The organism is Streptomyces sp. NPDC055966 (assembly GCF_042269865.1).
Taxonomy (GTDB): Bacteria; Actinomycetota; Actinomycetes; order Streptomycetales; family Streptomycetaceae; genus Streptomyces.
Map to the genome: position 1 here is coordinate 118,224 of NZ_JBHJYK010000021.1, position 24,037 is coordinate 142,260.

General features: G+C 71.0%; 19 protein-coding genes and 1 pseudogene. 15 read left to right on the forward strand and 5 right to left on the reverse strand.

Features of this window, described 5'->3' with window-relative positions:
• The first annotated feature begins 74 nt into the window (after positions 1 to 74).
• From ACFC8N_RS36325 to ACFC8N_RS36345, 5 genes are all read left to right on the forward strand, one after another.
• Positions 75 to 1,853, forward strand: a complete 1,779-nt coding sequence (locus tag ACFC8N_RS36325; RefSeq protein WP_376293207.1) for a M4 family metallopeptidase — start codon at positions 75 to 77, stop codon at positions 1,851 to 1,853.
• Positions 1,854 to 2,012: 159 nt separating this feature from the next.
• Entirely contained in the window at positions 2,013 to 3,200 is a 1,188-nt protein-coding gene (locus tag ACFC8N_RS36330) for an ROK family protein (RefSeq protein WP_376293210.1), read from the forward strand.
• A 37-nt stretch (positions 3,201 to 3,237) separates the two neighbouring features.
• On the forward strand, positions 3,238 to 5,040 hold the full coding sequence (locus tag ACFC8N_RS36335) for a carbohydrate-binding protein (protein ID WP_376293213.1): 1,803 nt from the start codon (positions 3,238 to 3,240) through the stop codon (positions 5,038 to 5,040).
• 14 nt (positions 5,041 to 5,054) lie between these two features.
• Positions 5,055 to 7,406 (forward strand): glycoside hydrolase N-terminal domain-containing protein, encoded by a 2,352-nt coding sequence (locus ACFC8N_RS36340; RefSeq protein WP_376293215.1) that lies wholly within the window; start codon positions 5,055 to 5,057, stop codon positions 7,404 to 7,406.
• On the forward strand, positions 7,403 to 8,623 hold the full coding sequence (locus ACFC8N_RS36345; RefSeq protein WP_376293217.1) for an SGNH/GDSL hydrolase family protein: 1,221 nt from the start codon (positions 7,403 to 7,405) through the stop codon (positions 8,621 to 8,623). Before ACFC8N_RS36340 ends, ACFC8N_RS36345 begins: the two co-directional genes overlap by 4 nt.
• A 22-nt stretch (positions 8,624 to 8,645) precedes the next feature.
• Here the strand turns inward: ACFC8N_RS36345 and ACFC8N_RS36350 are convergent, their stop codons facing one another.
• The 3 genes from ACFC8N_RS36350 to ACFC8N_RS36360 are packed head-to-tail and all read right to left on the reverse strand — an operon-like array spanning position 8,646 to position 12,166.
• Positions 8,646 to 9,005 carry a UBP-type zinc finger domain-containing protein gene (locus tag ACFC8N_RS36350; protein WP_356037065.1) on the reverse strand — a complete coding sequence of 120 codons (360 nt, stop codon included), beginning with the start codon at positions 9,003 to 9,005 and terminating at the stop codon, positions 8,646 to 8,648.
• Positions 9,002 to 10,456, reverse strand: a complete 1,455-nt coding sequence (locus ACFC8N_RS36355; protein ID WP_376293219.1) for an ATP-binding protein — start codon at positions 10,454 to 10,456, stop codon at positions 9,002 to 9,004. The genes ACFC8N_RS36350 and ACFC8N_RS36355 overlap by 4 nt, the downstream gene beginning before the upstream one ends.
• Before the next feature lie 36 nt (positions 10,457 to 10,492).
• Positions 10,493 to 12,166, reverse strand: coding sequence for an FAD-dependent oxidoreductase (locus tag ACFC8N_RS36360; protein ID WP_356037070.1), 1,674 nt, complete (start codon positions 12,164 to 12,166; stop codon positions 10,493 to 10,495).
• Positions 12,167 to 12,195: 29 nt separating this feature from the next.
• Between ACFC8N_RS36360 and ACFC8N_RS36365 the strand changes: the two genes are divergently transcribed.
• The 6 genes and pseudogenes from ACFC8N_RS36365 to ACFC8N_RS36390 all read left to right on the forward strand — a co-directional run.
• Entirely contained in the window at positions 12,196 to 12,693 is a 498-nt protein-coding gene (locus ACFC8N_RS36365) for a recombinase family protein (RefSeq protein ID WP_376293222.1), read from the forward strand.
• Positions 12,694 to 13,309: 616 nt separating this feature from the next.
• Positions 13,310 to 13,918: a hypothetical protein gene (locus ACFC8N_RS36370; protein WP_362820851.1), complete on the forward strand. Its 609-nt coding sequence runs from the start codon at positions 13,310 to 13,312 to the stop codon at positions 13,916 to 13,918.
• 13 nt (positions 13,919 to 13,931) lie between these two features.
• The gene (locus ACFC8N_RS36375) at positions 13,932 to 15,272 is read left to right on the forward strand and encodes a peroxidase (RefSeq protein ID WP_356037078.1); all 1,341 of its coding nucleotides are present in this window, start codon (positions 13,932 to 13,934) and stop codon (positions 15,270 to 15,272) included.
• Between the two features lie 28 nt (positions 15,273 to 15,300).
• Positions 15,301 to 16,389 carry a catalase family protein gene (locus ACFC8N_RS36380; protein WP_376293225.1) on the forward strand — a complete coding sequence of 363 codons (1,089 nt, stop codon included), beginning with the start codon at positions 15,301 to 15,303 and terminating at the stop codon, positions 16,387 to 16,389.
• 102 nt (positions 16,390 to 16,491) lie between these two features.
• Positions 16,492 to 17,139: a TetR/AcrR family transcriptional regulator gene (locus tag ACFC8N_RS36385; protein WP_376293227.1), complete on the forward strand. Its 648-nt coding sequence runs from the start codon at positions 16,492 to 16,494 to the stop codon at positions 17,137 to 17,139.
• Between the two features lie 67 nt (positions 17,140 to 17,206).
• Positions 17,207 to 17,450 (forward strand): annotated as a pseudogene (locus ACFC8N_RS36390) (serine/threonine protein kinase); the annotation flags it as partial.
• A gap of 371 nt (positions 17,451 to 17,821) precedes the next feature.
• On the opposite strand, the gene ACFC8N_RS36395 reads toward ACFC8N_RS36390, so the two are convergent.
• The gene (locus ACFC8N_RS36395) at positions 17,822 to 19,435 is read right to left on the reverse strand and encodes an MFS transporter (protein ID WP_376293230.1); all 1,614 of its coding nucleotides are present in this window, start codon (positions 19,433 to 19,435) and stop codon (positions 17,822 to 17,824) included.
• Positions 19,436 to 19,619: 184 nt separating this feature from the next.
• Here ACFC8N_RS36395 and ACFC8N_RS36400 point away from each other — a divergent pair, with 184 nt between their 5' ends.
• Complete coding sequence (locus tag ACFC8N_RS36400; RefSeq protein ID WP_376293233.1) at positions 19,620 to 20,258, forward strand: TetR/AcrR family transcriptional regulator; 639 nt, start codon at positions 19,620 to 19,622, stop codon at positions 20,256 to 20,258.
• Between the two features lie 70 nt (positions 20,259 to 20,328).
• Complete coding sequence (locus ACFC8N_RS36405) at positions 20,329 to 21,129, forward strand: DUF2993 domain-containing protein (RefSeq protein WP_376293236.1); 801 nt, start codon at positions 20,329 to 20,331, stop codon at positions 21,127 to 21,129.
• Between the two features lie 11 nt (positions 21,130 to 21,140).
• Here ACFC8N_RS36405 and ACFC8N_RS36410 read toward each other — a convergent pair whose 3' ends face one another.
• On the reverse strand, positions 21,141 to 21,776 hold the full coding sequence (locus ACFC8N_RS36410) for a TetR/AcrR family transcriptional regulator (RefSeq protein ID WP_356037093.1): 636 nt from the start codon (positions 21,774 to 21,776) through the stop codon (positions 21,141 to 21,143).
• 134 nt (positions 21,777 to 21,910) lie between these two features.
• On the opposite strand from ACFC8N_RS36410, the gene ACFC8N_RS36415 reads away from it, so the two are divergent.
• Both ACFC8N_RS36415 and ACFC8N_RS36420 read left to right on the forward strand, forming a co-directional pair.
• On the forward strand, positions 21,911 to 23,056 hold the full coding sequence (locus ACFC8N_RS36415; RefSeq protein WP_356037096.1) for a VOC family protein: 1,146 nt from the start codon (positions 21,911 to 21,913) through the stop codon (positions 23,054 to 23,056).
• Between the two features lie 29 nt (positions 23,057 to 23,085).
• Positions 23,086 to 24,024 carry a fumarylacetoacetate hydrolase family protein gene (locus ACFC8N_RS36420; protein WP_376293238.1) on the forward strand — a complete coding sequence of 313 codons (939 nt, stop codon included), beginning with the start codon at positions 23,086 to 23,088 and terminating at the stop codon, positions 24,022 to 24,024.
• Positions 24,025 to 24,037: the final 13 nt, after the last annotated feature.

The window sequence follows — 24,037 nt, forward strand, 5'->3', positions numbered from 1 at the left end:
CGTGGCGCCGAACCGTGCCACGCCGCAAGGCGGTTGGCGATCCCGGCCGCCTTCGAACGAAGGAACCCTGATCAGTGCGTAGACCGCACATACGCAGCGTCGCCGTCGCCATCGCGGTGACGACCGCTGCCACGGGCCTGGCCGGTACGGCTTTCGCGGGCCCCGACACGGGGGTGGAGCGGTCCGCCGCGTCCGCCGGCACGAACACCTCGGCGGCGGTGGTGAAGGCGGCGCAGACCGCGGCCTTCGCCCACGCCTTTGCGACCGGCGTCGCGCAGGGCGACGAACTGCACGCCCAGGACGTGATGATCGACCCCGAGGGCGCGCGGCACGTCCGCTTCGAGCGCACCCACAACGGCATGCCGGTGCTCGGCGGCGACCTCGTCGTCCACCTCGACGCCAAGCTGGCCTACACGGGCGTGACCCGCGCGGCCGCCCACGCCGTCGCGCCGGCCACCACCCGGGCCAAGCTGACCGCGGAGCAGGCCGCCGCCCAGGCCGCCCAGGCCGCCCAGGGCGACGCGGGCAGCGCCCAGCTCGTGGTCGACGCCCGCGCCGGCGCCTCCGCCCTCGCCTACCAGGTGACGGTGACCGACCAGCAGGGCACCAACACGGTCGTCGTCGACGCCGTCACCGGCAAGGTGCGCAGCAACACCCCGGACAGCGACGAGTTCCTGTCCCCGAAGCTGCTCGCCGACCTGCGCAAGCACGGCCAGACGCTGGACCCGGCCACCGGCACAGCCGCCGCGCCCGACTCCGCCCTGGCCGCCTCCGGCGTCGCCCCGTACCCCACGGCGGGCAAGGGCACCGGCAAGACCCTCTTCGTGGGCAGCGTCGGCCTGACCACCACGGCCACCTCCAAGGGTCACTACCTGCTCAAGGACCCGACCCGGTACGGCACCGAGACGCGCGACGCCAAGGGCTCGACCACCGAGAAGTTCAGCGCGGGCGCGCCGTTCACCAGCACCACCGACGTGTGGGGCAACGGCACGACGAGCAACCGGGCCAGCGCCGCCGCGGACGCCCAGTACGGCATCACGAAGACGCTGGACTTCTACCGGTCCACCTTCGGCCGCAAGGGCATAGCCGACAACAGCAAGGCCGCCCAGGGCATGGTCCACTGGGGCAGCAAGGTCGCCAACGCCTTCTGGGACCCGACCTGCAACTGCATGCTGTACGGCGACGGCGACGGCAAGACCTTCAAGAAGCCGCTCGTCGTCCTCGACGTCACCGGCCACGAGCTGACCCACGGCGTCGTCGACGCGACCGCCAAGCTGGAGCCGACCTACGTCGACTCCGACGGCAACCAGTACGGTGAGCCCGGTGCGCTGAACGAGTCCCTCGCGGACATCTTCGGCTCGAACGTCGAGTTCTACGCCAACAACAAGAACGACACGCCGGACTACCTCATCGGCGAGAAGCTGGGCCTCGCGCAGAAGTTCCTGCGCCGCCTGGACCACCCCTCGCTCGACAAGCTCGAGGGCACGATCGACTCCTGGTCGACGGACACCTACTACACCGAGGTGCACGCCGGCTCCGGTGTCTCCTCGCACGCCTACTACCTCCTCGCCGAGGGCAGCGGCAAGAAGACGATCAACGGCGTCGCCTACGACTCGCCGACCTCCAACCACTCCACGGTCAAGGGCATCGGCCGCGCCAAGGCCACCGCCATCTTCTACCGTGCGCTGACCCGCTACATGGTCTCCACGACCGACTTCCACAGCGCGCGTGTCGCGACGCTGCAGGCGGCCAAGGACCTGTACGGCGCGAACAGCACCGAGTACAAGACGGTGGACAAGGCGTGGGCCGCGGTCAACGTCACCGCCGCCAACACCCCGGCCGCCCGTCACTGACGCGGCCGAAGTACCCCCGGATGCCCCGCCTCGTGCGGGGCATCCGCAGGTCCGGGCCGCGCGGCGGCCGGCCGCCGCCCGCGACTGCCCCAACTGCCTCCGTAACAGCCCCTGTTTCTTTTATTGACAGCGGAAAATAACGGCCCTAGGTTCCCGGCCATGCGCTCGACCCCGCACGCCGAGACGTTCCCCGCCCACACGCCGGCCGCCGCACAGGTCTTCACGGCGGTGCTGTCCCACGGTCCGCTGACCCGGCTGGAGGCGGGCCGCCGGGCCGGGCTGTCCGCGGCCGCCGTCACCAAGGCCGTACGCCCCCTGCTGGCCGCCGGATACCTCGCCGAGGACGCCGACGACGAGGCCCGGCCCACCCCCGGCCGTCCCGCCACGCTGGTCCGGGTCAACGGCGAACGGGCCCTGTTCCTCGGGGTGAAGGTCACCGGCGGCGAGCTGATCGCGGTCCTGACGGACCTGTGCTGCCGCATCCGCGTCGCCCGCCGCCGCCCCCTGCCCGACCGGGCGCCCGGATCCGTGCTGACCTCGATCGCGGACCTCGTCCAGGAACTCCTCGCGCACGCGGCCGAGTCGGACGCGCCGGTGGCCGGGCTCGGCATCGCCGTCTCCGGCGACGTCGACCGGGCCGAGGGCGTCGTACGCTACTCGCCGTTCCTGGACTGGCGGGACGTGCCGCTCGCCGAACTCGCCGCGACCACCACCGGACTGCCGGTCACCGTCGACCACGACGTGCGCGCGCTCACCGTCGCCGAGCAGTGGTTCGGCGCCGGCGCCGGGCTCGCGGACTTCGCCCTCGTGACCGTCGGCGCCGGCATCGGCTGCGGGCTCGTCGTGCACGGGCGGGTGGTCGCCGGCGCCCATGGTGTGGCCGGGGAGATCGGCCACGTCGTCGTGGACCCGGCCGGACCCGAGTGCCACTGCGGAAACCGCGGCTGTGTCGAGGCGATCGCGGGCGAGTCCGCGATCGTCGCCCGCATGCGCGAGGTGACGAACCGTCATATCCCCGACAGCGCACAGGCGTTGGTGCTCGCGCACGAGGGCGTGCCCGGTGCCAGAGAGGTGTACGAGCGCGCCGGGGAGGCCATCGGCCGGGGCATCGCCACCGTGGCCAACCTGCTCGGCCCCGAGCGCGTGATCATCTCCGGCGAGGGGCTCGCCGCCTACGACCTCTTCGCGGACCAGATCCGCCGGGCGTTCACCACGGCCGCCTTCGGCTCCGCCGCCCGGTGCGACGTCCTGACCCGCCCGCTGCCCTTCGAGGAGTGGGCGCGCGGCGCCGCGGCCGCCGCGATCCAGTCCTTCATCACGCAGACCCCCGGCACCGGAAAGGGCTGAACCGCCCCGACCCGAACCCACTCTGGAGGTACGGCCCATGCGGTCACCCTCGTACTCCGTCCTGCCCGCCCGCGGGCTCAGAGCCGCCGTCGTCCTGGCCCTCGCCGCGGGCCTCGCGACCGCCGTCCCGGCCACCGCACACGCGGCGCCCGAGCCGGTGATGGCGGCCAAGCCCTATATGGGCTGGTCCAGTTGGAGCATGCAGTCCTCCAAGTACCCCGGCCTCAACCCGGACGGCGACTACAGCTACCTCACCGAGGCCAACGTCCTGAAGCAGGCCGGCGCCCTGGCCGGCAAACTGAAGCCGTACGGCTACGAGTACGTCGACATCGACTCCGGCTGGTGGCGGAACGACAGCTGGAAGCCCGAGTACGACGGCTACGCACGCCAGCGGGCCGACCCGGTCCGCTTCCCGCACGGCATGAAGACCGTCGCCGACCGCATCCACGCGCTCGGCCTGAAAGCCGGGATCTATCTGCCCGTCGGCCTGGAGAAGGAGGCCTACGGCGACGGCAAGGTGCCCGTCTGGCACGCCGACGGCTGCACCACCGCCGACGTCGTCTACGACGACCTGCGCACGACCAACGGCTGGGACAGCGCCTACAAACTCGACCTGGCCAAGCCCTGCGCCCAGAAGTACATAGACTCACAAGCCCAGTTGCTGACCTCCTGGGGCTACGACTTCCTCAAGCTCGACGGCGTCGGCCCCGGCTCCTTCAAGAGCGGGGACAACTACGACAACGTCGCCGACGTGGCCGCCTGGCAGCAGGCCCTCGCCGCCACCGGCCGCCCCGTCCATCTGGAGCTCTCCTGGTCCCTGGACATCGGCCACGCCGCCGACTGGAAGAAGTACTCCAACGGCTGGCGCATCGACACCGATGTCGAGTGCTACTGCAACACCCTCGTCACCTGGGAGAACTCCGTCGACGACCGCTTCGACGACGCCCCCGGCTGGACGCGGCACGCGGGCCCCGGCGGCTGGAACGACCTCGACTCCCTCGACGTCGGCAACGGCGCCATGGACGGCCTGACCAAGGCCGAGCGGCAGAGCTACGCCACGCTGTGGGCCATCGCCAAGTCCCCCCTCTACACCGGCGACGACCTCACCAAGCTGGACGACTACGGCGTCAAGCTCCTCACCAACCGCGAGGTCATCGCCGTCGACCAGGGCGACACCCCGCCCGCCCGGCCGGTCACGCCCTCCGACCCGCAGCAGGTCTGGTCCGCGAAGAACCCCGACGGCACCTACACCGTCGCCCTGTTCAACCTCGCCGACCGCCCCGCCGCCGTCACCGCCGACTTCTCGGCCCTCGGCTTCACCGGCAGGGCGGCCGTACGGGACCTGTGGAACCACGAGAACCTGGGCTCGTACAAGAACAGGATCACCGAGGCGCTGCCCGCCCATGGCTCCCGCCTGTTCACCGTCACCGCGCACGGCAGCGCGGTGAGGACCACCGGCCGCGAGGCCGAGTCCGCCGCCAACACCCTGACCGGCAACGCCTCCGTCGCCGACTGCTCCGCCTGCTCCGGCGGCAAGAAGGTCGGCAACCTCTACCTCGGCGGCGCCCTCCGCTTCAACGACATCGTCGTGGACCGACCCGGCACGTATCTCGTCAAGGTCGCGTACGTCAGCGGGGACGCCCGGTCGGTCAACATCTCGGCCAACTCCGGTGCCGCGGTGTCCCATCGCTTCCCCTCGACCGGCGACTGGAGCACCGTCGAGACCGTGAGCGTCCCCCTCACCCTCAAAGCAGGCGCCAACACCGTGACGTTCGACAGCGGTTCGGACTACGCACCGGACATCGACCGCATCGACGTCCCCGTATCCCCGCGCCAGTGAGATCGGAGCCCGCCATGGACACCCCACCCAGCAGACGCGGCTTCCTCGCCCTCGCCGCCGCCACCGGAGCGCTCGTCACGCTGCCCGCCTTCACCGCCACCGCCGCGCCGCAGCGCCCTGCCGAGGGGCCCGTGCCGGATCCCCGGCACCAGCTCTGGTGGCAGGCACCGGCCGACGAGCAGTCGCTGATCACCCAGGGCCTGCCCGTCGGCAACGGCCGGCTCGGCGCACTCGCGACCAACGACCCCGGCCGGGAACTGCTGCTCGTCACCGACGCCACGATGTGGACCGGCGGCCGCAACGACACCCTCGACTCCGACGGCCAGTTCCCCTACGGCCGCGACGACTTCGGCTCCCTCACCCTCCTCGCCCGGCTCACCGTCGACCTGCCGGACCACGACCTGTCCGCCGTCTCCGGCTACCGCCGCACCCTCGACCTCGCCCAGGGTGTGGTGACGACGTCGTACGTCCGCGCCGGAGTCACCTACCGGCGGCAGCTGTTCGCCAGCCGCCCCGACGACGTCCTCGTCCTGCACTTCACCCAGAGCGGCGGCGGACAGTACACCGGCACCCTCACCCTCGACGGCACCCACGGAGAGACCGCGGGAGCGGCCGGCTCCTTCGCCGGGGCGTTCCCCAACGGGCTGAAGTACGGCGCCGCCGTCGCCGCCCGCGGCAGCGGCGGCAGCGTCCGCGTCGACGGCTCCCGCATCGCCTTCTCCGGCTGCCGGGAGCTCACCGTGGTCCTCAGCGGCGGCACGAACTACGCGCCCGACCCCGCCGCCCACTACCGCGCCCCGTCCCTCGACCCCCTGACGCTGGCCCGCACCAAGGTCCGCGCCGCCGCCCGCCACTCCGCCGGCACCCTGCTGCGCACGCACACCGCCGACCACCGTGCCCTCTTCGACCGGTTCGGCCTCTCCCTCGGCACCTCGACCGCCGAGCAGCGCGCACTCGACACCTGGGAGCGGATCCGGGCCCGCGCCCGGGACGGCGAACCGGATCCCGAACTGGAGGCGGCCTACGTCCAGTTCGGCCGGTATCTGATGATCTCCGGCTCCCGGGGCAGCCTGCCGCTCGGCCTCCAGGGACTCTGGCTCGACGGCAACGACCCGGACTGGATGGGCGACTACCATACCGACATCAACCTCCAGATGAACTACTGGATGGCCGACCGGGCGGGCCTCGCCCCGTGCTTCGACGCCCTCACCGACTACTGTCTCGCCCAGCTCCCGTCCTGGACCGACCTCACCCGGCGCCTGTTCGACGACCCGCGCAACCGCTACCGCAACTCCAGCGGAAGAAACGCCGGCTGGACCCTGGCCATCTCCACCAACCCCCATGGCGGGGGCGGCTGGTGGTGGCACCCGGCCGGGAACGCCTGGCTCGCCAACACCCTGTTCGAGCACTACGAGTTCACCAACTCCCGCACCCATCTGGCGAAGATCTACCCGCTGTTGAAGGGCGCCTGCGAGTTCTGGGAGGCCCGGCTGCTCCCCACCACCCTGCCCGGCACCGGCCAGGAGGTCCTGATCGCCGACAGCGACTGGTCCCCGGAACAGGGCCCGCTCGACGCCAAGGGCATCACCTACGCACAGGAACTGGTATGGGCGCTGTTCGGCAACTACCGGTATGCCGCCGCCCAGTTGGGACGCGACGCCGACTACGCGGCCACCATAGGCGGCCTGCGCGAGCGGCTGTACCTGCCGGTGGTCAGCCCGAAGACCGGGTGGCTGGAGGAGTGGATGTCCCCGGACAACCTCGGCGAGACCACGCACCGGCATCTGTCCCCGCTGATCGGCCTCTTCCCCGGCGACCGCATCCGGCCCGACGGCTCCACCCCCGCCGAGATCGTCGCCGGTGCCACCGCCCTGCTCACCGCGCGCGGCATGAACAGCTTCGGCTGGGCCAACGCCTGGCGGGCCCTGTGCTGGGCCCGGCTGAAGAACGCCGCGAACGCCTACCAGCTCGTCGTCACCAACCTGCGCCCCTCCGAGAACGGCGGCAACGGCACCGCCCCCAACCTCTTCGACATCTACGAGGTCTCCCAGGGCCGGGGGATCTTCCAGATCGACGCCAACTTCGGCACCCCGGCCGCCGTCGCCGAGATGCTGCTGTACTCCCGCCCGGGACACCTCGAACTGCTCCCCGCCCTGCCGGACGCCTGGGCGGCGGCCGGCTCGGTGACCGGGGCCGGGGCCCGCGGCGGGTTCGTCGTCGACCTCGCCTGGCGGGAGGGCAGACCCACCGAGGTGCGCATCCGCAGCGTCGGCGGGACGATGACCTCCGTGGGGTACGCAGGCACGTCCCGGACCGTCCGCGTACGGCCCGGCGAGTCCGTCACACTCCGGGACCTCGCGCGATGAGCGGCAGGATCGGACGCGGCTGCCGCGTCGTCGCAGCGCTGCTCACGGCCGCCGTCTGCCAGTCCCTGCCCGCCCAGGCAGCCGCCCCGCTGCCCGCGTCCGTCACCCGCGCCACCGGAGTCGTCACCTGGGCCGCCAGCGCCGACCGCATGAGCGAGGGCGCGGCGGACGAGGGCTACCGGATGATCGTGCACACCAGCGTCGGCGGAAGCGGTCTGCGCGTCCGTGTGACCAACGCCTTCGGCGACCGCCCGCTGACCCTGGACAGCGTCTGGGCCGGCCGGCGCGACCACGGCGCCGCCCTGCGCCGCGGCAGCAACCGGCGGCTGACCTTCGGCGGCGCCCGCACGGTCACCGTGGCGCCGGGCGCCGTCGCCTGGAGCGATCCGCTGCCCGGCACGCTGCCGCCCGGCACGGACCTCGCCGTCAGCCTGCACACCCCGGCCGCGGCCGGCCCCGCGACCGGCCACGGGATGGCGATGCAGACCTCGTACACAGGGCCGGGCAACCACACCGCCGAGGAGAGCGGCGCCAACTGGACACGGGCGACCGGCTCCTGGTGGTACCTCGACGCCGTGTCCGTACGGCCGTCCCGCGCCGCCGTACGGGCCGTCGCCGCGCTCGGCGACTCCATCACCGACGGCTGGCATTCCACCACCGACCTGAACCGCCGCTGGCCCGACTACCTCGCCCGGCGCCTGAACACCGCCCGCACCGACCTCAAGGGTGTCGCGAACGAGGGGATCTCCGGCAACCAGGTCCTCACGGACGGAGCCGGCCAGAGCGCCCTGCACCGACTGGACCGGGACGTGCTGTCCCTGCCGGGCGTGCGCACCGTGTTCCTCTTCGAGGGCGTGAACGACCTCAAGGCGCACACCGGTGTCACCGCGGCCCGGCTCGTCGCCGGCTACCGGGAGATCGCCCGGCGGGCGCACGCGGCCGGGAAGTGCGTCGTCGCCGCCACCGTCGGCCCGTTCAAGGGCTGGCCCGAATGGGACCCGGCCGCCGAGACCGTACGCCAGGAGGTCAACCGGTACCTGCGCACCACCCGTGACGTCGACGCCCTCACCGACTTCGACCGGGTGCTGCGCAGCCCCTACGACCCGGAACGGATCCTGCCGTTCTTCGACGGCGGCGACCATCTCCACCCCAACGACAAGGGGATGCAGGCCATGGCCGACGCCGTCGACCTGGGCCGCCTGAACTGCGCCCGCTGAACCCGCCGGGCCCGCCGGCGGTTCAGCGCAGCGTCTCGGCCCAGTTCGCCGGTACCCGTCCCGCCGGGCCGGGTACCGGCTGGTCGGCGGGGTGGCTGGCCGGCGGGGCGAGTTCGGGGCCCGAGACGTACAACTCGTCCTTGGTGTAGTCCCAGAACCACTCCTCGCCCGGCTCGAAGCTCTGGATCACCGGGTGACCCGTGGCGTGGTAGTGGGCGGTGGCGTGCTTCTCGGGGGAGTCGTCGCAGCAGCCGATGTGCCCGCACTGCGCGCACCGGCGCAGATGGAACCACCAGCCGCCGGCCTTCTCGCACTCCACGCACCCGGCGCCGCTGGGCGGGACGGCCGGGTCGATCGCCTCGGTTCCGTCGGTCGCGCTCATACCGTGTCCTCCTTGTCAGGTGTCTCGGCGGTCAGCGGCAGCAGCACCTGGAACCGGGTGTCGCCGGGCACCGACTCGACGCGCAGCGTGCCGTGGTGCTTGTTGACGACGATCCGCCAGGAGATGTCCAGACCCAGCCCGGTGCCCTCGCCGACCGGTTTCGTGGTGAAGAACGGGTCGAAGATCCGGTCCTTGTTCTCCGGCGGCACGCCCGGCCCGGTGTCCCGGAACTCCACCAGCAGCCGCTCGTGGTCGAGCGCCGTGCGCACGGTCAACGTGCCCGTGCCGCCCGCGCTGTTGACGGCGGAGACCGCGTTGTCGATCAGGTTGGTCCACACCTGGTTGAGCTCCGCCGGATAGGCGGGCACCGGTGGCAGCGTACGGTCGTACTCCTTGACGACCTCGATGCCCGCGCCGATCTTGCCGGAGAGCATCAGCAGGGTGCTGTCGAGGAGTTCGTGCACGTCGACCACCCGGTACGGTGCCCGGTCCAGCTGGGAGTACTGCTTGGCGGCGTCCACGAGATGCGAGATCCGGGTGGTGGAGTCCTCGATCTCGTTCATCAACAGCTCGGTCTCGATGGTGTAGTTGAGCCAGCCGACCGCCCCGGGCAGGATCTCCGTGTCCACGGCCGCCGCGACCTGCTCCAGCCAGTCGACGTCGAGCCCGGCCTGCACGAAGGCCGGCGCCAGCTGCCAGCCGTTGTCGATGCCGTGGTCGTCCAGCCAGTCGGTCAGCAGGTCCTCGCGGTCGGCGGCCTCCATCGGGCTGAGCACCGGGGCCTTGGCGACCCGCTCGGCGGTGCGCTCCTGGACCTCGATGAGGCTCGCCAACGCCTCGCGGGAGAAGGGGCCTTCGGCGATCACAGCCAGCTTGTGCCGCATCTTCGCGACCCGCTCGCGCAGCGTGGCCGTGGCCCGCACGGCCGCCGCCGCGGGGTTGTTCAGCTCGTGCGTGAGCCCCGCCGACAGCGAGCCGAGCGCCAGCAGCCGCTCCCGCTGCCCGATCGCCGCCTGGGCGCTCTTCGACCCGAAGAACAGCCCCTCCAGCAGATGCACGGCCATCGGGAACCAGTCGTTCATGACCTCCGCGAAGACGTCCGCCGGCAGCACGAAGAAGCGGGTCGGCACCGTCACCCGCATCGAGTTGTTGTAGACCTGCTGCACCCGGTCGCCGATGTAGGCCTGCATCGCGCCCGCGTACACCCCGGACTGGGAGGTGCGGGTGACCTCCACGTCGTCGCCGCCGACCCGGCGGGACAGCACCACCGTGCCCTCGATCATCACGAAGAAGCAGGTGGCGGCGTCGCCCTCGGTGTACACCGGGCCGGGTTCGAACAGCTCCACCCGCCCGTCGCTGCACAGCCGCCCGAGCTGCTCGGGGCTCAGCTTCTCGAAGAGGAACAGCGAGCTGATCTCCTTCGGACTGCACGGCATGATCCGACCGCTCATGACCTCTCCAGACCGCTCATGGCTGCTTCAGACCGTTCATGACTGTTCGAGATAGCGATGGACGAGCATCACGGCCATGGCTCCCTCGCCGACGGCGGACGCCACGCGCTTCGCGGACTCGGCGCGCGCGTCACCCGCCACGAAGACACCGGGCACGCTGGTCTCCAGATGGTACGGCGGCCGGTCCAGCTCCCAGCCGGCCGGCGGACGCCCGTCGGGGCTCAGGTCGGGCCCGGCCAGGATGAACCCGCGCTCGTCGCGCAGCACGGAGTCGCCCAGCCAGTCCGTCAGCGGGGCGGCACCGATGAACACGAACAACCACTGGGCGTCGACCCGTTCGCTCTCCCCGGTCACCGTGTCCCGCAGCGTCACCTGCTCCAGGTGGTCCGTGCCGTGCGCCGCGTCCACGACCGTGTGCGGGCGCACCGAGATGTTCGGCGCCTCGTTGATCTGCTGGATCAGGTAGTACGACATCGACGCCGACAGATCCGGGCCGCGCACCAGCAGCGTCACCGACTTCGCGCGCCGGGACAGGTACATCGCCGCCTGGCCCGCCGAGTTGGCGCCGCCGACGATGTAGATGTCCTGCCCCTGGCAGGCCGCCGCCTCGGTCAGCGCCGAGCCGTAGAAGACCCCGCAGCCGGTCAGGTCGGTGCAGCCGGCGGCGTCCAGCTGCCGGTACTGCACCCCGGTCGCGAGGATCACGCTGTGCGCCGCGATCGCCGTGCCGTCGGCGAACCGGACGATGCGGGCGGCGCCGTTGACCTCCAGCCCGGTCACCTCCCGCGCGGTCAGGATCTCGGCGCCGAACCGGGCCGCCTGCCGCCGCGCGCGCTCGGCGAGCTGGGCGCCGGAGACCCCGTCGGGGAAGCCCAGGTAGTTCTCGATCCGGGAGCTCTGCCCGGCCTGTCCGCCGGTCGCCGAGCGCTCCACCAGCACGGTCCGAAGCCCCTCGGAGGCGCCGTACACGGCGGCGCCGAGCCCGGCGGGCCCGCCGCCGATCACGACGAGGTCGTAGAAGTCGGCCGTGGGCGTCGTCGCCAGGCCCACCTTCGCCGCCAGCTCGGGGGCCTCCGGCTCGACGAGGACGGTGCCGTCCGGGGTGATCACCAGCGGCAGCCGCTGCCCGTCCTGACCGGCCGCGGCCAGCAGCCGGTGCCCCTCCGGCTCGTCCACCGAGTACCAGCGGTACGGCACCTGGTTGCGGGCCAGGAACTCGCGCACGTCGGACGACCGGGCCGACCAGCGGTGCCCGACCACCTTGGTGCTGGGCACGGGCCGGTAGTCGCTGCACCGCCAGGCCTGCAGCAGATCGTCGAGCACCGGATAGAGCTTCTCCTCCGGCGGATCCCACGGCTTGAGCAGATAGTGGTCGAGGTCGACCACGTTGATCGCGTCGATCGCCGCGTTGGTGTCCGCGTACGCGGTCAGCAGCACCCGCCGCGCCCCCGGATACACGTCGAGCGCCAGCTCCAGGAACTCGATGCCGTTCATCTGCGGCATGCGGTAGTCGGCCAGGATCACCGCCACCAGGTCGCCGCGCAGCTTCAGCTCACGCAGCGCCTCCAGCGCGGACTGGCCGGATTCCGCCCGTACGATCCGGTACGACTCGCCGTAGCGCCGCCGCAGATCGCGGGCGACGGCACGGGACACGCCCGGGTCGTCGTCCACGGTCAGAATTACACCTACGGTTGATTGGGCAGGAGACATAGCGCGACCGTAAGGGATGGGGGAGGGGCATGGCGACGGTAATCGGGACACGGACGGCGCGGGAGTACCTGCGGGTGTCCAAGGGCAAGGGGAAGACCGCTCGCAGCATCACCGACCAGCACCGGGACAACATCGCGGCCGAGGCCGACCACGGCCCGTGGACGTGGGGCGAGCCGTACAAGGACACCGGCAGTGCCAGCACGTACGCGACCAAGACCCGCGACGACTTCGAGAAGCTGCTGGCCGACCTGACGTCCGGCGCGTTCGGCGACCCGGGCGACGTCCTCGTGCTGTGGGGGGTCAGCCGACTCGCCCGCGAGACCGGTCGGGGCGTGGCCCTGATCGACGCGGCGGAGGCGGGCGGCTACCTCATCCACGTGACCAGCCTGGACCGCACCTTCGACCCGCGCAACTACGGCGACCGGCACAGCCTGATCAGCGGCATCAACGACGCGGAGAAGGAGGCCCGGCCAGCAGCAGGATCAGGCGAACAGCGTCCCCGTTGGTGGGAAGGTCCCGCAGCATAGCCTCGGGCAGCCGTTCAGCACCCTCGGCCGCACGCACAGCCAGGGCCAAGCGGACCATCTCGGCGACCTTGTAGCGCCAGCCCGCGATCAACCCGTGCTCGGCCTCCATCGCCTCGATCACCGGCTGGGCCTTCTCCCATCCGGCGACGGGACGGCCGACGATTGCACTGACCGTGGCGTCGCCCAGCACGCGGGGCATGGTGAAGAGTGGGACCTGACCGTGTACCTGCGCCTCCAGTACTCGACCCCCACACTCAGTCCGTTCTTGGTGGGCCGGGGCAGCGGCCGGCCGACGCCGACCGGTCGCCGTATGTGCCGCCTACCGTGAGCTGGACCGGCCGAGGTCGCGCCTCCTTCAGGCCCAGGGCCCACTCGGCGTCTTCCTCAACTCGGATCGCCATGAGGCACGGCTTGCACAGCCCGTCCGTGTTCAGGTGTGCCTCGTGCCGGCACCGCGGGCAAACCCACTGACAAGCCGGGAGCAGTGAACTGATGATATAATCACTAATGCGGAGATGGTCAGAAGGTGGATCCCTCCCCGCTTGCACACCATCTCGCGAAGGCCTTTTTGTAGCGGTATCTAGAGTATTGCCGCATGACCCCAAGGGGAGACGCCATGAGCGAACACGTCCTGCATGCGAAGTTCCAGCAGTTCCCCGAGGCCGTCCGCGAGAAGGTGGACGCTGCGCTCTCGGACGCCAAGATCGCCCTCAAGCTCAAGGCCGCCGAGATCCTCGCCGACAAGGAGGAGATGGCCGAACACGCCGTCACCACCGCCGGCCGGATCGGCGCCAAGAGCGGCGAGGTGTCCGAGCTGACGACGATCCTGCCGCTGAAGCCGAACGGCGCCGCGCGGCTGCGGAAATTCTTCGGCCTGGTCGGCGGGAACCTGGCGGGCGCCGGTCAGGTCGGCACCCTTCACAACATGCGGTTCGTGTTCCTCGACAACGACACGAAGCTGCTGTTCGCGACCGCCTTCGACGGCGAGTGGGACCCCTACATCGACGACTTCGCCACCAAGATCCCCGAGTTCATGGACTACCTGTTCAGCAACGTCGAGGGCTGGCCCGGCATCACCTCGCCGGACGTGAAGGACTTCATCGTCAAGTACCAGATCCCGGCCGAGGCGTGGTTCGTCGCCCACCCCAACCTCACGGTCGCTGAAGGCCACCGGCTCAAGCGGCAGGAGGCCGCCGTGCAGCGTTTCCTTTCGGACCTCAACTGAAGGCAGGCGCACCATGCCTTCCCCGCTGTTCCGGCGGCTGCGCCGCCCTCCCACCCTTGACCTCGACGACATCCAGGCGACCCTGCTGCGGGCCCGGCCCGAGCCCTACTTCGGCACCCACGCGATCCTGGAGATCACCGAACCGGCCGCGGGCAGGGAACTGCTGCGCCGGCTGGCCCCTCGGGTGACCTCGGCGGCTCGCTGGGACGAACCGCGGCCGTCCTGGCTGGCCCTCGCCCTCAGCTACCAGGGACTGGTCGCGCTGGGTCTGCCGGAGACCTCATTGGCCTCCTTTCCGGCCAACTTCCGTGCGGGGATGGCGGCCCGCGCCGAGCGGCTGCGGGACACGGGCGTGAACGCGCCGGACCGTTGGGAGTTCCCCTTCGGCACCCCGCGCGTGCATGTCGCCGTCACGGTCTACGCCGCGAGCGAGGACGACTGGCGGGCCGAAGTCGCCGCCTACGAAAAGGAATTGGGCGAGGTCCCGGGTGTGCGGCTGCTGTCGCACCAGGACTTCGCGGCCGACGGGTTCAACGTCTTCGGCTACCGGGACGGCTTCAGCCAGCCGGTGGTCGAGGGCAGCGGCGCCGAACCTCTGCCCGGCGACGGACGGCCCATCAAGGCCGGTGAGTTCGTCCTCGGCTACCCGAGCGAGACCGGTGTGCCGCTGCCCGTGCCGGCTCCGGATGTCCTGGGCCGCAACGGCACGTACGTCGTCTTCCGCAAGTACCACTCCCACGTCGCCGCCTTCAACAAGTGGCTGCGCGACAACGCCTCCACCGAGGCCGAACGCGAGCTGCTGGCCGCCAAACTCGTCGGCCGCTGGCGCAGTGGCGCGCCCCTCGCCCTGACCCCGGAACGCGACACGCCCGCGATCGGCGAGGACCCGAACCGGATCAACGACTTCGACTACTCCGCCGACCCGCGCGGACTGCGCACCCCGCTCGGCTCCCACATCCGCCGGATGAACCCGCGCGACACCGAGCTCACGGTCCTCACCGACGTCAACATCCGCCGGATCATCCGGCGCGGCACCTCTTACGGCACCCCGCTCCCCCCGGACCGCCTCAAGGACGACGGCACACCGCGCGGCCTGGACTTCATCGCCCTTGGCGCCCGGGCCATCGACAACGTCGAGTTCCTGCAGAGCGAATGGGTCGGCTCCGGCAACTTCATGGGCCTGGGCAAGGAGAAGGATCCCATGATCTCGCTCCAGGACAAGGGCGCCTACTTCACCGTGCCCGGGACCCCGCCGCGCCGGGTGCAGAACATCCAGTCCTTCAACACCCTGCTCGGCGGCGAGTACTTCTTCATGCCCAGCCTGTCGGCCATCCGCTGGCTCGGTAGCAACTGAACCCCCACCTCGCGCGGAGGCCCTCCCCATGACCTCGTACGTCCGACACAGCCCCGACCTCGAACAGCCCTTTCCGAACGAGGACGAACTCGTCCGCCAGGTCGTCGCGGCCATGGGCAAGGCCAATCAGCAGGTCGCCGACAAACACCGCCACGGCCTGCGCGACGCTCACGCCAAGAGCCACGGCGTCCTCGCCGGTGAGCTGCACATCCAGCCCGACCTGCCCGCCCACCTCGCCCAGGGCCTCTTCGCCGAACCGGCTGCTTACCCGGTGATCGTCCGCTTCTCCTCGGCCCCCGGCGACCTGCGCTCCGACCAGGTGCCCGTCCAGCGTGGCCTCGCGATGAAGGTGATCGGCGCCCCCGGGCCCCGTGCCCTCGACGACGGCTTCACCACCCAGGACTTCCTCCTCGTCAACCACCCCACCCTGCCCTTCGGCAACATCGCCGAGTACGCCAAACTCCAGGACCTGCTGGAGAAACAGCCCCGCCAGAGCGACCAGCAGCTCCAGCTCACCGGCGCGGCCGCCCGGGTGGCCGCCAAGGCCCTCACGCGCGTCGGACGTCCGCTTCCGCCCGCCGTCGAGACCCTGGCCGCCGCCAACGGCCACATCCTCGGCGAGACCTTCCACTCCATGGCCGCGCTGCGCTACGGCGATCACGTGGCGAAGATGTCCGCCGCGCCCCGCTCGGCGAACGTCAGGGCCCTCACCGGCAGCCACGTCGACAAGAAGGCCGGCGAGTCGGCTCTGCGCGACCTCGTCATCGACTTCTTCGCGCACGACAGCGCCGAGTACGACATCCGTGCCCAGCTGTGCACGGACATCGACCGGATGCCGGTGGAGGACGCCTCGGTCCTGTGGCCCGAGGAACTGTCACCGCACCGGACCGTGGCCGTGCTGCATCTGCCCGCCCAGGACGCCTACAGCGACGCCCGCCGCCGCTACGCTGACGACGTCCTCTCGTTCAGCCCCTGGCACGCCCTGGAGGCCCACCGCCCGCTGGGTTCCATCATGCGCTCGCGCCGGGCCGCCTACCCCGCCTCCAGCGACTTCCGCCACCGCTTCAACGGGATCGAGCCGCAGGAGCCGTCCGACATCAAGGAGCTCCCCGCCTGATCAGGACTGCCCGATCCGTGGATGCGGCCACGGATCGGGCCGAAGCTCGCGTGTCAGAATGAAGGCGCCTGTTCTTCCGCCCGCCTGCAGCGAGGTTGTTCCGTGTCCCAGTCCGTCGGCCGCGTGCCACAGCGACGCAACGCGCGGTCCAACCGGGCGCGCATCCTGGCCACCGCACGTCAGGAACTCGGACGCAACCCCGACATCACCCTGGAGGAGCTGGCTCGCGCCTCTGGTGTCGTCCGGCGCACTCTGTTCGGGCACTTTCCCGGGCGGGCGGCGCTTCTCGCGGCGCTGGCCGAGGAGGCCGCCGAGGCTCTGCAGACGGCCGTGGCGGTCGAAGCGCCGGTGGCGGAGCCGGCGGACCGGGCGCTCGCGCACTTCACCCTGTCGATGTGGCCCGTGGGTGACCGCTACCGGATGCTCCTGTCGCTGGCCCGTCGGGATCTTGGCGTGGAACGTGTCGACGAGATCCTCAAGCCCGCCCGTGTCAGGGTCACCGGCATCCTGGAGCAGGGCCAGCGCGACGGCGTCTTCCACCCTCATCTGCCGCCCGCCGTGCTCAGCGCCGGTCTGGAGGCGATGACGGTCGCCCTGCTGGAAGAGGTCAACACGGGGGCGTTCGAGGACGACGGCACCCGGGTGGCCGTCGCCACGCTCATCGCAGCCGGTGTCCCGGAGGAGCGGGCGCTCACCGTGGTCGACGACGCCGCTGCCACGGCAGCGGCGGAGCATGTTGCCGACGACTGAGCCCCGGTGCGCCCCGTTGAGGCAGTGGTCAGGACAGACCCCGGCGTGAAGTGCGCGGCGCCCTGTACTTCGGGCCGCCGTTCACCGTGGGGACCGTGCCCTGGAAGTGACGGCCGGCGGCCTGCGGGCGTTTACCCACTCCCACCGGCAGGGCATCGTGCACCGGGACATCAAGCGGTCCGGTCGAGGGCATGGGCTTCGGGATCGCACGGGACGCACGGGACGTCGGCATGACGCAGACGTCGGTCGTGATCGGGACGGCCCAACATCTCTCGCCGGAGCAGGCGCTGGGGCGGGAGACCGACGCCCGTGATGGAGGCGGCCAGCACCGTGGTTCTCATCAGCCACGACATGAGCGGCCAGTCGTCGGGTGGCGGGACACAGACCGCCGGCGTGGCCACCACGCCGGCCTCGACGACCGGTGGTCAGCAGGACCTCATTGGCGCAGGACAACACCGAGCCCTCGACCGACGAGTGCGGTCGAGGGCTCTTGGCTGTCGTCCTCCGGGCTGCTGCGCAGCACGGGCGCGAGCGGTGGTCGGCTCCCCGGCGCGGACAGCAAAAAAGGGACGGTGCCGGGCGTCCCCTCCCGGCACCGTCCGGGACCGTGCGCCGCTCAGGCACGGTCCGTCCTGGGGTGGTGGGGGCCGGAACAGGTGTCCGGCCCGCTACCTCGTGGGGCTCAGGCGGCGCCCACGGACTCGGTCTCCTGCGCCGGCACCGGCGTGTCCTGCTGACGGTGCGTGCCGGTGTGCCCCCGGCCGGGGAGGACCGCGATGACGATCACGGCTCCGACGGCCATGATGATGCCGCCGACGAGGCTGGTGTGGGCGATGGCGTGGGCGAAGGACTCGTGCACCGCCGCGACCAAGGTCTGGGCCTGCTGGGGTCCGCCCTGGGGGTTCCTGGCGACCTGTTCGGCGACGGCGAGGCCGCCGCCGACCGAGTCCTTGGCGGTGTCCAGCGCGGCGGCCGGGAGGTGGCCGCCGACCAGGTCGGTCAGCTTGTGCTTGTAGGTCGTGGCGAGGAGCGAGCCGAGGATCGCGATGCCGAGGGAGCAGCCGAGTTCCAGTGCGGTGTCGTTCGCCCCGCCGCCGACGCCCAGCTCGTCCTCCGGGAAGGAGCCCATGATGGTGTCGGTGGCCGGGGACAGGCTCAGGCCGATCGCGAAGCCCAGCACCAGCAGGGACGGCAGGAAGTCGGTGTACGTCGACCCCGACGCGATGCGAGTGAGCAGGATGACGCCCGCCGTCCCGAGCACCATGCCGACGCCCACGACCGCCTTCACACCCAGCTTCGGCGTCAGCTTCGCGGTCACCGCGGCGCCGACGAACACGGCTCCGGCCAGCGGCAGCAGTCGTACGCCGGTCCCCAGGGCGTCGTAGCCGAGGACGAACTGCAGGAACTGGGTGGAGTAGTAGATCGAGCCGAAGGTGCCGAAGAAGAAGAACAGCACCGCCATCATCGATCCGGAGAACGGGCGCTCGGTGAACTTGCGCACGTTCAGCATCGGGTTCGGGTGGCGCAACTCCCAGGCGACGAAGGCCAGCAGGCCCACGCCGGCGACGACAGCCGCGGTGATCGGGCCGGCGCCCCAGCCGAAGTGCGGGCCCTCGATGGTCGCGTAGACCAGGGAGCCGATGGAGACGATCGACAGCAGACCGCCCACGTAGTCGATGCGGCCCATGCCCTCGGCCCTGGACGGCGGCACGAGGAGCAGCGCGCCCACGACGCCGAGGGCGGCGATGGGGACGTTCATCAGGAAGGTGGAGCCCCAGGCGTGGTGCTGCAGCAGCCAGCCGGCGGCGAGCGGGCCCGCGGCGATCGCGAGGCCGGAGGTGGCGGACCAGGCGGTGATGGCCTTGGCGCGCTCGGCCTTCGGGAAGATGGCGACGAGCAGGGACAGGGTGGCTGGCATGACGACGGCGGCGCCGACGCCCATGATGGCGCGTGCAGTGATGACCAGGTCGGTGTGGTGGACCTGGCTGCCCATCACCGAGCCGCCCGCGAAGATCAGCAGGCCCAGGACCAGGGCACCGCGGCGGCTGTACTTGTCGCCTATCGCACCCAGCACCAGCATCAGCGCGGCGTAGGGGACGGTGTAGCCGTCGATGACCCACTGCAGGTCGCTGCTGGACAGGCCCAGGTCTTTCGTCATGTCCGGCGCCGCCACGATCAGCGAGGTGTTCGCCATGACGACGATCAGCAGGCTCAGGCAGAGCACCAGCAGGGCCCACCAGCGCCGGGGATAGGGCCCGGTCATCTTCTCGGCGGGTGTGTTGGCAAAGAGCGGCATCGAAAGCTCCTCGGCAGGAGGGGAAGCGGAGGCTTCGGGGATTCGCGGATCGGGGTGAGCGGTGCGGCCTTGTCGCCTGCGAGGCACCGTGGCAGTTAATTGCCCATCGATGTGCAGACTAGTTTGTTGCTCGTCGATGTGCAAATATCGAGCTGCCCTCCCACCGTCGACCGGAGGACCCTGCATGACCAGCGCACCCGTCACAGACACCCCGGGACGAAGCCGTGCCCTCCTCACCCGGGCCCGCATCCTCGAAGCGGCCAGGCAGGAACTCGGCCGTGATCCCGACAGCAGCCTCGGTGACATCGCCGTGGCCGCGGGGGTGGTGCGTCGTACGGTCTACGGCCACTTCAACGGCCGGGCCGCGCTCGTGGAGGGTCTGGTGGAGGATGCTGCGCAGGCGCTGTGGCAGGCGCTGGCGACCCGGGGTGTTCGCGAGCCGGACGCTGTCACGGCGCTGGCACGCTTCGTGCTCGCCGTGTGGCCCGTCGGTGACCGGTACCGCATGCTGCTCCGCCTGGCCCCCCAGGACCTCGGGGCCGAGCGGGTCACCGAGGTCCTGGCTCCCGCGCGCGAGACGGCGGCGGCGATCATCGCCCGGGGGCAGCGGCAGGGGGTCTTCCAGACCAGCGTCCCGGCCGGCCCGCTGAGCCGGGCACTGGAGGGCCATCTGCTCGGGCTCCTGGAATGCGTGAACGCCGACACCTGGAGCGACGACGGCACGCGCACCGCGGCTGCCGCCCTGATCGCGATGGGCGTGGACGGCGACCTCGCCGTCACCTTTGTCCGAAGCCTCGGCCGGCCGGATCGCGCCGGCGCCTGAGTCCACCCATAGGCCCCGACCACATATCCCAAGAAGTTCCCCAGCACCTCACGGAGAGGGACAGGACACCATGTACCAGTCGCAGCCCGAGGGCGAGTTCGTCAACGAGTCCTACTACGGTGAGTCCCACTACGGCGACGCCGCCGTCTACGCGAGCCCGCCTCCTCCCCGGAGGCGGCGCGGGATCGTCATCGCCGCGTCCCTGGTGGCGCTGCTGGTCAGTGCCGTCGTGGTCGACCGCGCCGCCGCGGCCAACGCGGAGAGCCGTACGGCCAAGGCGTTCCAGGAGGGTATGGGCACACTCGACCGGCCTTCGGTGCACGTCAGCGGCTTTCCCGTGCTGACACAGCTGGCCCGGGGCAGCCTGCATCACGTCGACATCACCGCGAACGACATACCGACCCGGGGAGCGACCCGGCCGCTGCCGGTGACGAAGCTGACCGTCGGCCTGGATGGTCTCAAGACCTCGGGGAGCGCCGAGGAGGCCCATGCGCGCAGCGTCGAGGCGACCGCCTTCCTGTCGTACGACGACCTGTCGAGCGCCCTCGGCGTGCGGATCTCGCAGGGGGACGAGGCGGGCCGGGTCGATGCGACCGCGAGTCTGCCGCTCGCCGGGGACGTGACCGTGAGCGCGGCTGTCTCGGCGGCCAGTGGCAACCGCATCGCCTTCTCGGACGTACGCGCAGAGCAGGGTGAACTGCTCCCCCCGCTGAAATCACTGCTCGACAAGGCCCTGGACCAGCCCATTCCGCTGCGGAACATCCCCGAGGGGCTGCGTCTGCGGTCGGTGACCACCACCGAGGACGGGATCGACGCCCGCTTCACCGGCCGCTCGGTCACGTTCCGCCCGGACTCGTCGTCGAGTGCCTAGAGGCAGGGCGGTCAGTCGAGGTCGGGCAGCGGACGCCGGGCCACCTCGTGAGCGTCGTCCGCCGACAGGCCCAGCATGCGCAGCACCATCTCGGCGAGGTTGACCGCCGCCTCGTCGCCGTCCACGTCGGGGCGGGCGAAGCGCAGCTCCACCAGGGACAGCAGGGTTCCGCCCAGCGCGGACAGGGCGACCACGGGGTCGAGAGTGGTGAAGCGGCCGGAGGCGATGCCGACCTGGAGATCACGCAGGGCACGTCGGGCCAGACCGTTGTCCGAGTGGATGTGCCCGAGGCCACGGCGGCGCAGGACCTGCATCAGCTCCGGGTGGGAGTCGGCCATGCGGGCACTGAGCCGGAAGCCGGCCGCGAGCAGCTCCGCCGGGTCGTCGATCCCCGTCAGGTGCTCGTCGAAGGCCTGCCCGAACTCCTCCAGGGCGTCGACCACCGCCGTCTCGAACAACTCCGCCTTGGAGTCGAAGTGGTTGTAGAAGGAGCCGAAGCCCACGTCCGCGCGCTCGGCGATCGCCTGGATGCTCGCGCTGGTGTCACCGCTCTCGGCGAGTATCTGCCGGGCCGCTCGCACGAGAGCCCCACGGGTCTCCGCACGACGCCGCTCGAACCGGTTGCTGGGCGGGGCTGACGTAGACATGCGCAAAGTCTAACGGTTACACAACGGCGACCGCAGACCTGATGAATCCATCATTTCCTGGCGTGAACAGCTTGACGACAGAACTGTCACAGTTGATGATTTTCTCATTACGGCGATGTTGCTCGGAGGGCACCATGTCTGAAACCCGCGTCAAGGGGGCCGACGTCAAGACGGCCCACCAGGACCTCCACAGCGAGCAGGGCGCCCTGCGCGGGGAGCATCCGGGCCGGTCCCGAAATCCCGTGATCAAGGTCGCCGACCTGGCCTGGCTGGAGTTCGAGAAGCCCGACCTGGACCAGGCCGAGGTCTTCGCCCGCGACTTCGGCTTCCAGATCGCCGCACACACCGAGCGGGAGCTGTGGCTGCGCGGCACCTTCGCCGGCTCGCCCTGCATGGTGATCCGACGGGGTCGGACGTCCCGGTTCATCGGCCCGGCGTTCCGTGCCGCCGAGCGAGCCGACCTCGACCGGCTGGCGCGCGCCACCGGATCATCCGTGCGGGACGCCGATGTGCCCGGCGGCGGCAAGGTCGTCGACCTGCTCGACCCGTCCGGCTTCCCGGTGCGGGTCGTGCACTGCGGCGTGGAGTTGCCGGCGCTGCCCGAGCAGCGACCGCTGCTGCTCAACTTCGGCACGGATCACCGCCGTACGAACGCCACCCAGCGTCCGCCGCGCGAGCCGTCGCGGATCCAGCGCCTGGGTCACGTGGTCCTGGAGACCCGGGTGTTCGCCCGCGCCCTGGACTGGTATCTGGACACCCTCGGGATGATCGTGTCCGACTTCCTCTTCCTGGACGGGCAGCGCGACCGTGGCCCGACGATGGCGTTCATCCGCTGCGATCTGGGCAGCGTGCCGGCCGACCACCACACGCTGGCCATGCACTTGGGGCCGGGCACCGGCTATGTCCACTCGGCCTACCAGGTGACCGACCTGGACTCGATCGCGGCCGGTGGTGAGTACCTCAACGAGCGTGGCTATAAGCGCAGCTGGGGGATCGGACGGCACATCCAGGGCAGCCAGCTCTTCGACTACTGGCGCGACCCGGACCACTTCATGCTGGAGCACTTCGCCGACGGCGACCTGTTCACCTGCGACGTCGAACCCGGCTGGGCGCCCATGTCCACGAGCGGACTGGCCCAGTGGGGCCCGCCGGCCACCCGCGACTTCCTCGGAGCCAGCCCCTCACCACAGCGGATCCGCGACGTGATCGAGGCCCTGCGCGGCGACAACGAGATGGACCGCGCACGCCTGTTCGGCCTGCTCAAGGCCGCGAACTCCTGAAACCTCCGACCTCTCACAAAGGCACTGACATGAGCACCAACGTCCTGCGCACCGCCGACGGCTGGTGGGCCGTGCGCGGCCACCGCGCCGTCCTCGTCGACACCAAGGCCGCGACCACCGCGGAACTGATCGCCGACCGAGCCGCCGTGCATGAGGCGGGCCGCTCGGACGACGCGGGCACGCCCGTCGCCGACCTGGCCGCCCTCTCGCCGGTCACCACCCCCTGCCGGGTGGTCGCCCAGATGGTCAACTACCGCAGTCACGCCCGTGATTCGGGCTTCACCGGCGACATCCCGCCGGCCTTCTTCCGCAAGGCGTCCGGCTCGGTCAGCGGACCCGCTCAGGCCGTGGTCCGGCCCTCCCACGTGAAGTTCCTCGACTACGAGGTCGAGCTGGGCCTCGTCATGGGGGCGCCGCTGCCTGTCGGTACCGTGGTCGAGGAGCGGGACCTGCCGCCGTACGTCGCCGGGCTCGTGATCACCAACGACGTCAGCGCCCGCGACGTCCAGCTGACCAAGACGCAGTTCTACGAGAGCAAGTCCTACCCGACCTTCACGCCGACCGGCCCCTACCTGGCCCTGCTGGAGCCGGAGGACTTCGCCCATCTCCTCGACCTGCGGCTGACGTTGTCCGTCAACGGCGAGCTGCGCCAGGACCGCACCCTCGCCGACATGATCGTCCGACCAGCACGCGCGCTGACCCTGCTGGCCCGCTTCCAGGCCCTCGACCCCGGGGACCTGCTGCTGACCGGCACTCCCGGTGGCACGGCGCTGAAGGCTCCGCCCAAGGCGGTGGAGAAGATCGGCTCGCTGCTGCCGCCCGCGGCGAAGTGGAAGGCGTTCTTCAAGAGCCAGGCCCGCAACCCGCACTACCTCCGCTCGGGTGACGTGATCACGGCGACGATCTCGACCCCGGACGGCCGGATCGACCTCGGCGAGCAGCGTACGCCCGTCACGGACGCCAAGTAGGGACCCGAGGTGA

Coding starts and splice junctions, on each gene's coding strand:
- ACFC8N_RS36330 (WP_376293210.1), top strand. CDS start 2,013: ATGCGCTCGACCCCGCACGCCGAGACGTTCCCCGCCCACACGCCGGCC.
- ACFC8N_RS36335 (WP_376293213.1), top strand. CDS start 3,238: ATGCGGTCACCCTCGTACTCCGTCCTGCCCGCCCGCGGGCTCAGAGCC.
- ACFC8N_RS36340 (WP_376293215.1), top strand. CDS start 5,055: ATGGACACCCCACCCAGCAGACGCGGCTTCCTCGCCCTCGCCGCCGCC.
- ACFC8N_RS36345 (WP_376293217.1), top strand. CDS start 7,403: ATGAGCGGCAGGATCGGACGCGGCTGCCGCGTCGTCGCAGCGCTGCTC.
- ACFC8N_RS36350 (WP_356037065.1), bottom strand. CDS start 9,005: ATGAGCGCGACCGACGGAACCGAGGCGATCGACCCGGCCGTCCCGCCC.
- ACFC8N_RS36355 (WP_376293219.1), bottom strand. CDS start 10,456: ATGAGCGGTCGGATCATGCCGTGCAGTCCGAAGGAGATCAGCTCGCTG.
- ACFC8N_RS36360 (WP_356037070.1), bottom strand. CDS start 12,166: ATGTCTCCTGCCCAATCAACCGTAGGTGTAATTCTGACCGTGGACGAC.
- ACFC8N_RS36365 (WP_376293222.1), top strand. CDS start 12,196: ATGGCGACGGTAATCGGGACACGGACGGCGCGGGAGTACCTGCGGGTG.
- ACFC8N_RS36370 (WP_362820851.1), top strand. CDS start 13,310: ATGAGCGAACACGTCCTGCATGCGAAGTTCCAGCAGTTCCCCGAGGCC.
- ACFC8N_RS36375 (WP_356037078.1), top strand. CDS start 13,932: ATGCCTTCCCCGCTGTTCCGGCGGCTGCGCCGCCCTCCCACCCTTGAC.
- ACFC8N_RS36380 (WP_376293225.1), top strand. CDS start 15,301: ATGACCTCGTACGTCCGACACAGCCCCGACCTCGAACAGCCCTTTCCG.
- ACFC8N_RS36395 (WP_376293230.1), bottom strand. CDS start 19,435: ATGCCGCTCTTTGCCAACACACCCGCCGAGAAGATGACCGGGCCCTAT.
- ACFC8N_RS36400 (WP_376293233.1), top strand. CDS start 19,620: ATGACCAGCGCACCCGTCACAGACACCCCGGGACGAAGCCGTGCCCTC.
- ACFC8N_RS36405 (WP_376293236.1), top strand. CDS start 20,329: ATGTACCAGTCGCAGCCCGAGGGCGAGTTCGTCAACGAGTCCTACTAC.
- ACFC8N_RS36410 (WP_356037093.1), bottom strand. CDS start 21,776: ATGTCTACGTCAGCCCCGCCCAGCAACCGGTTCGAGCGGCGTCGTGCG.
- ACFC8N_RS36415 (WP_356037096.1), top strand. CDS start 21,911: ATGTCTGAAACCCGCGTCAAGGGGGCCGACGTCAAGACGGCCCACCAG.
- ACFC8N_RS36420 (WP_376293238.1), top strand. CDS start 23,086: ATGAGCACCAACGTCCTGCGCACCGCCGACGGCTGGTGGGCCGTGCGC.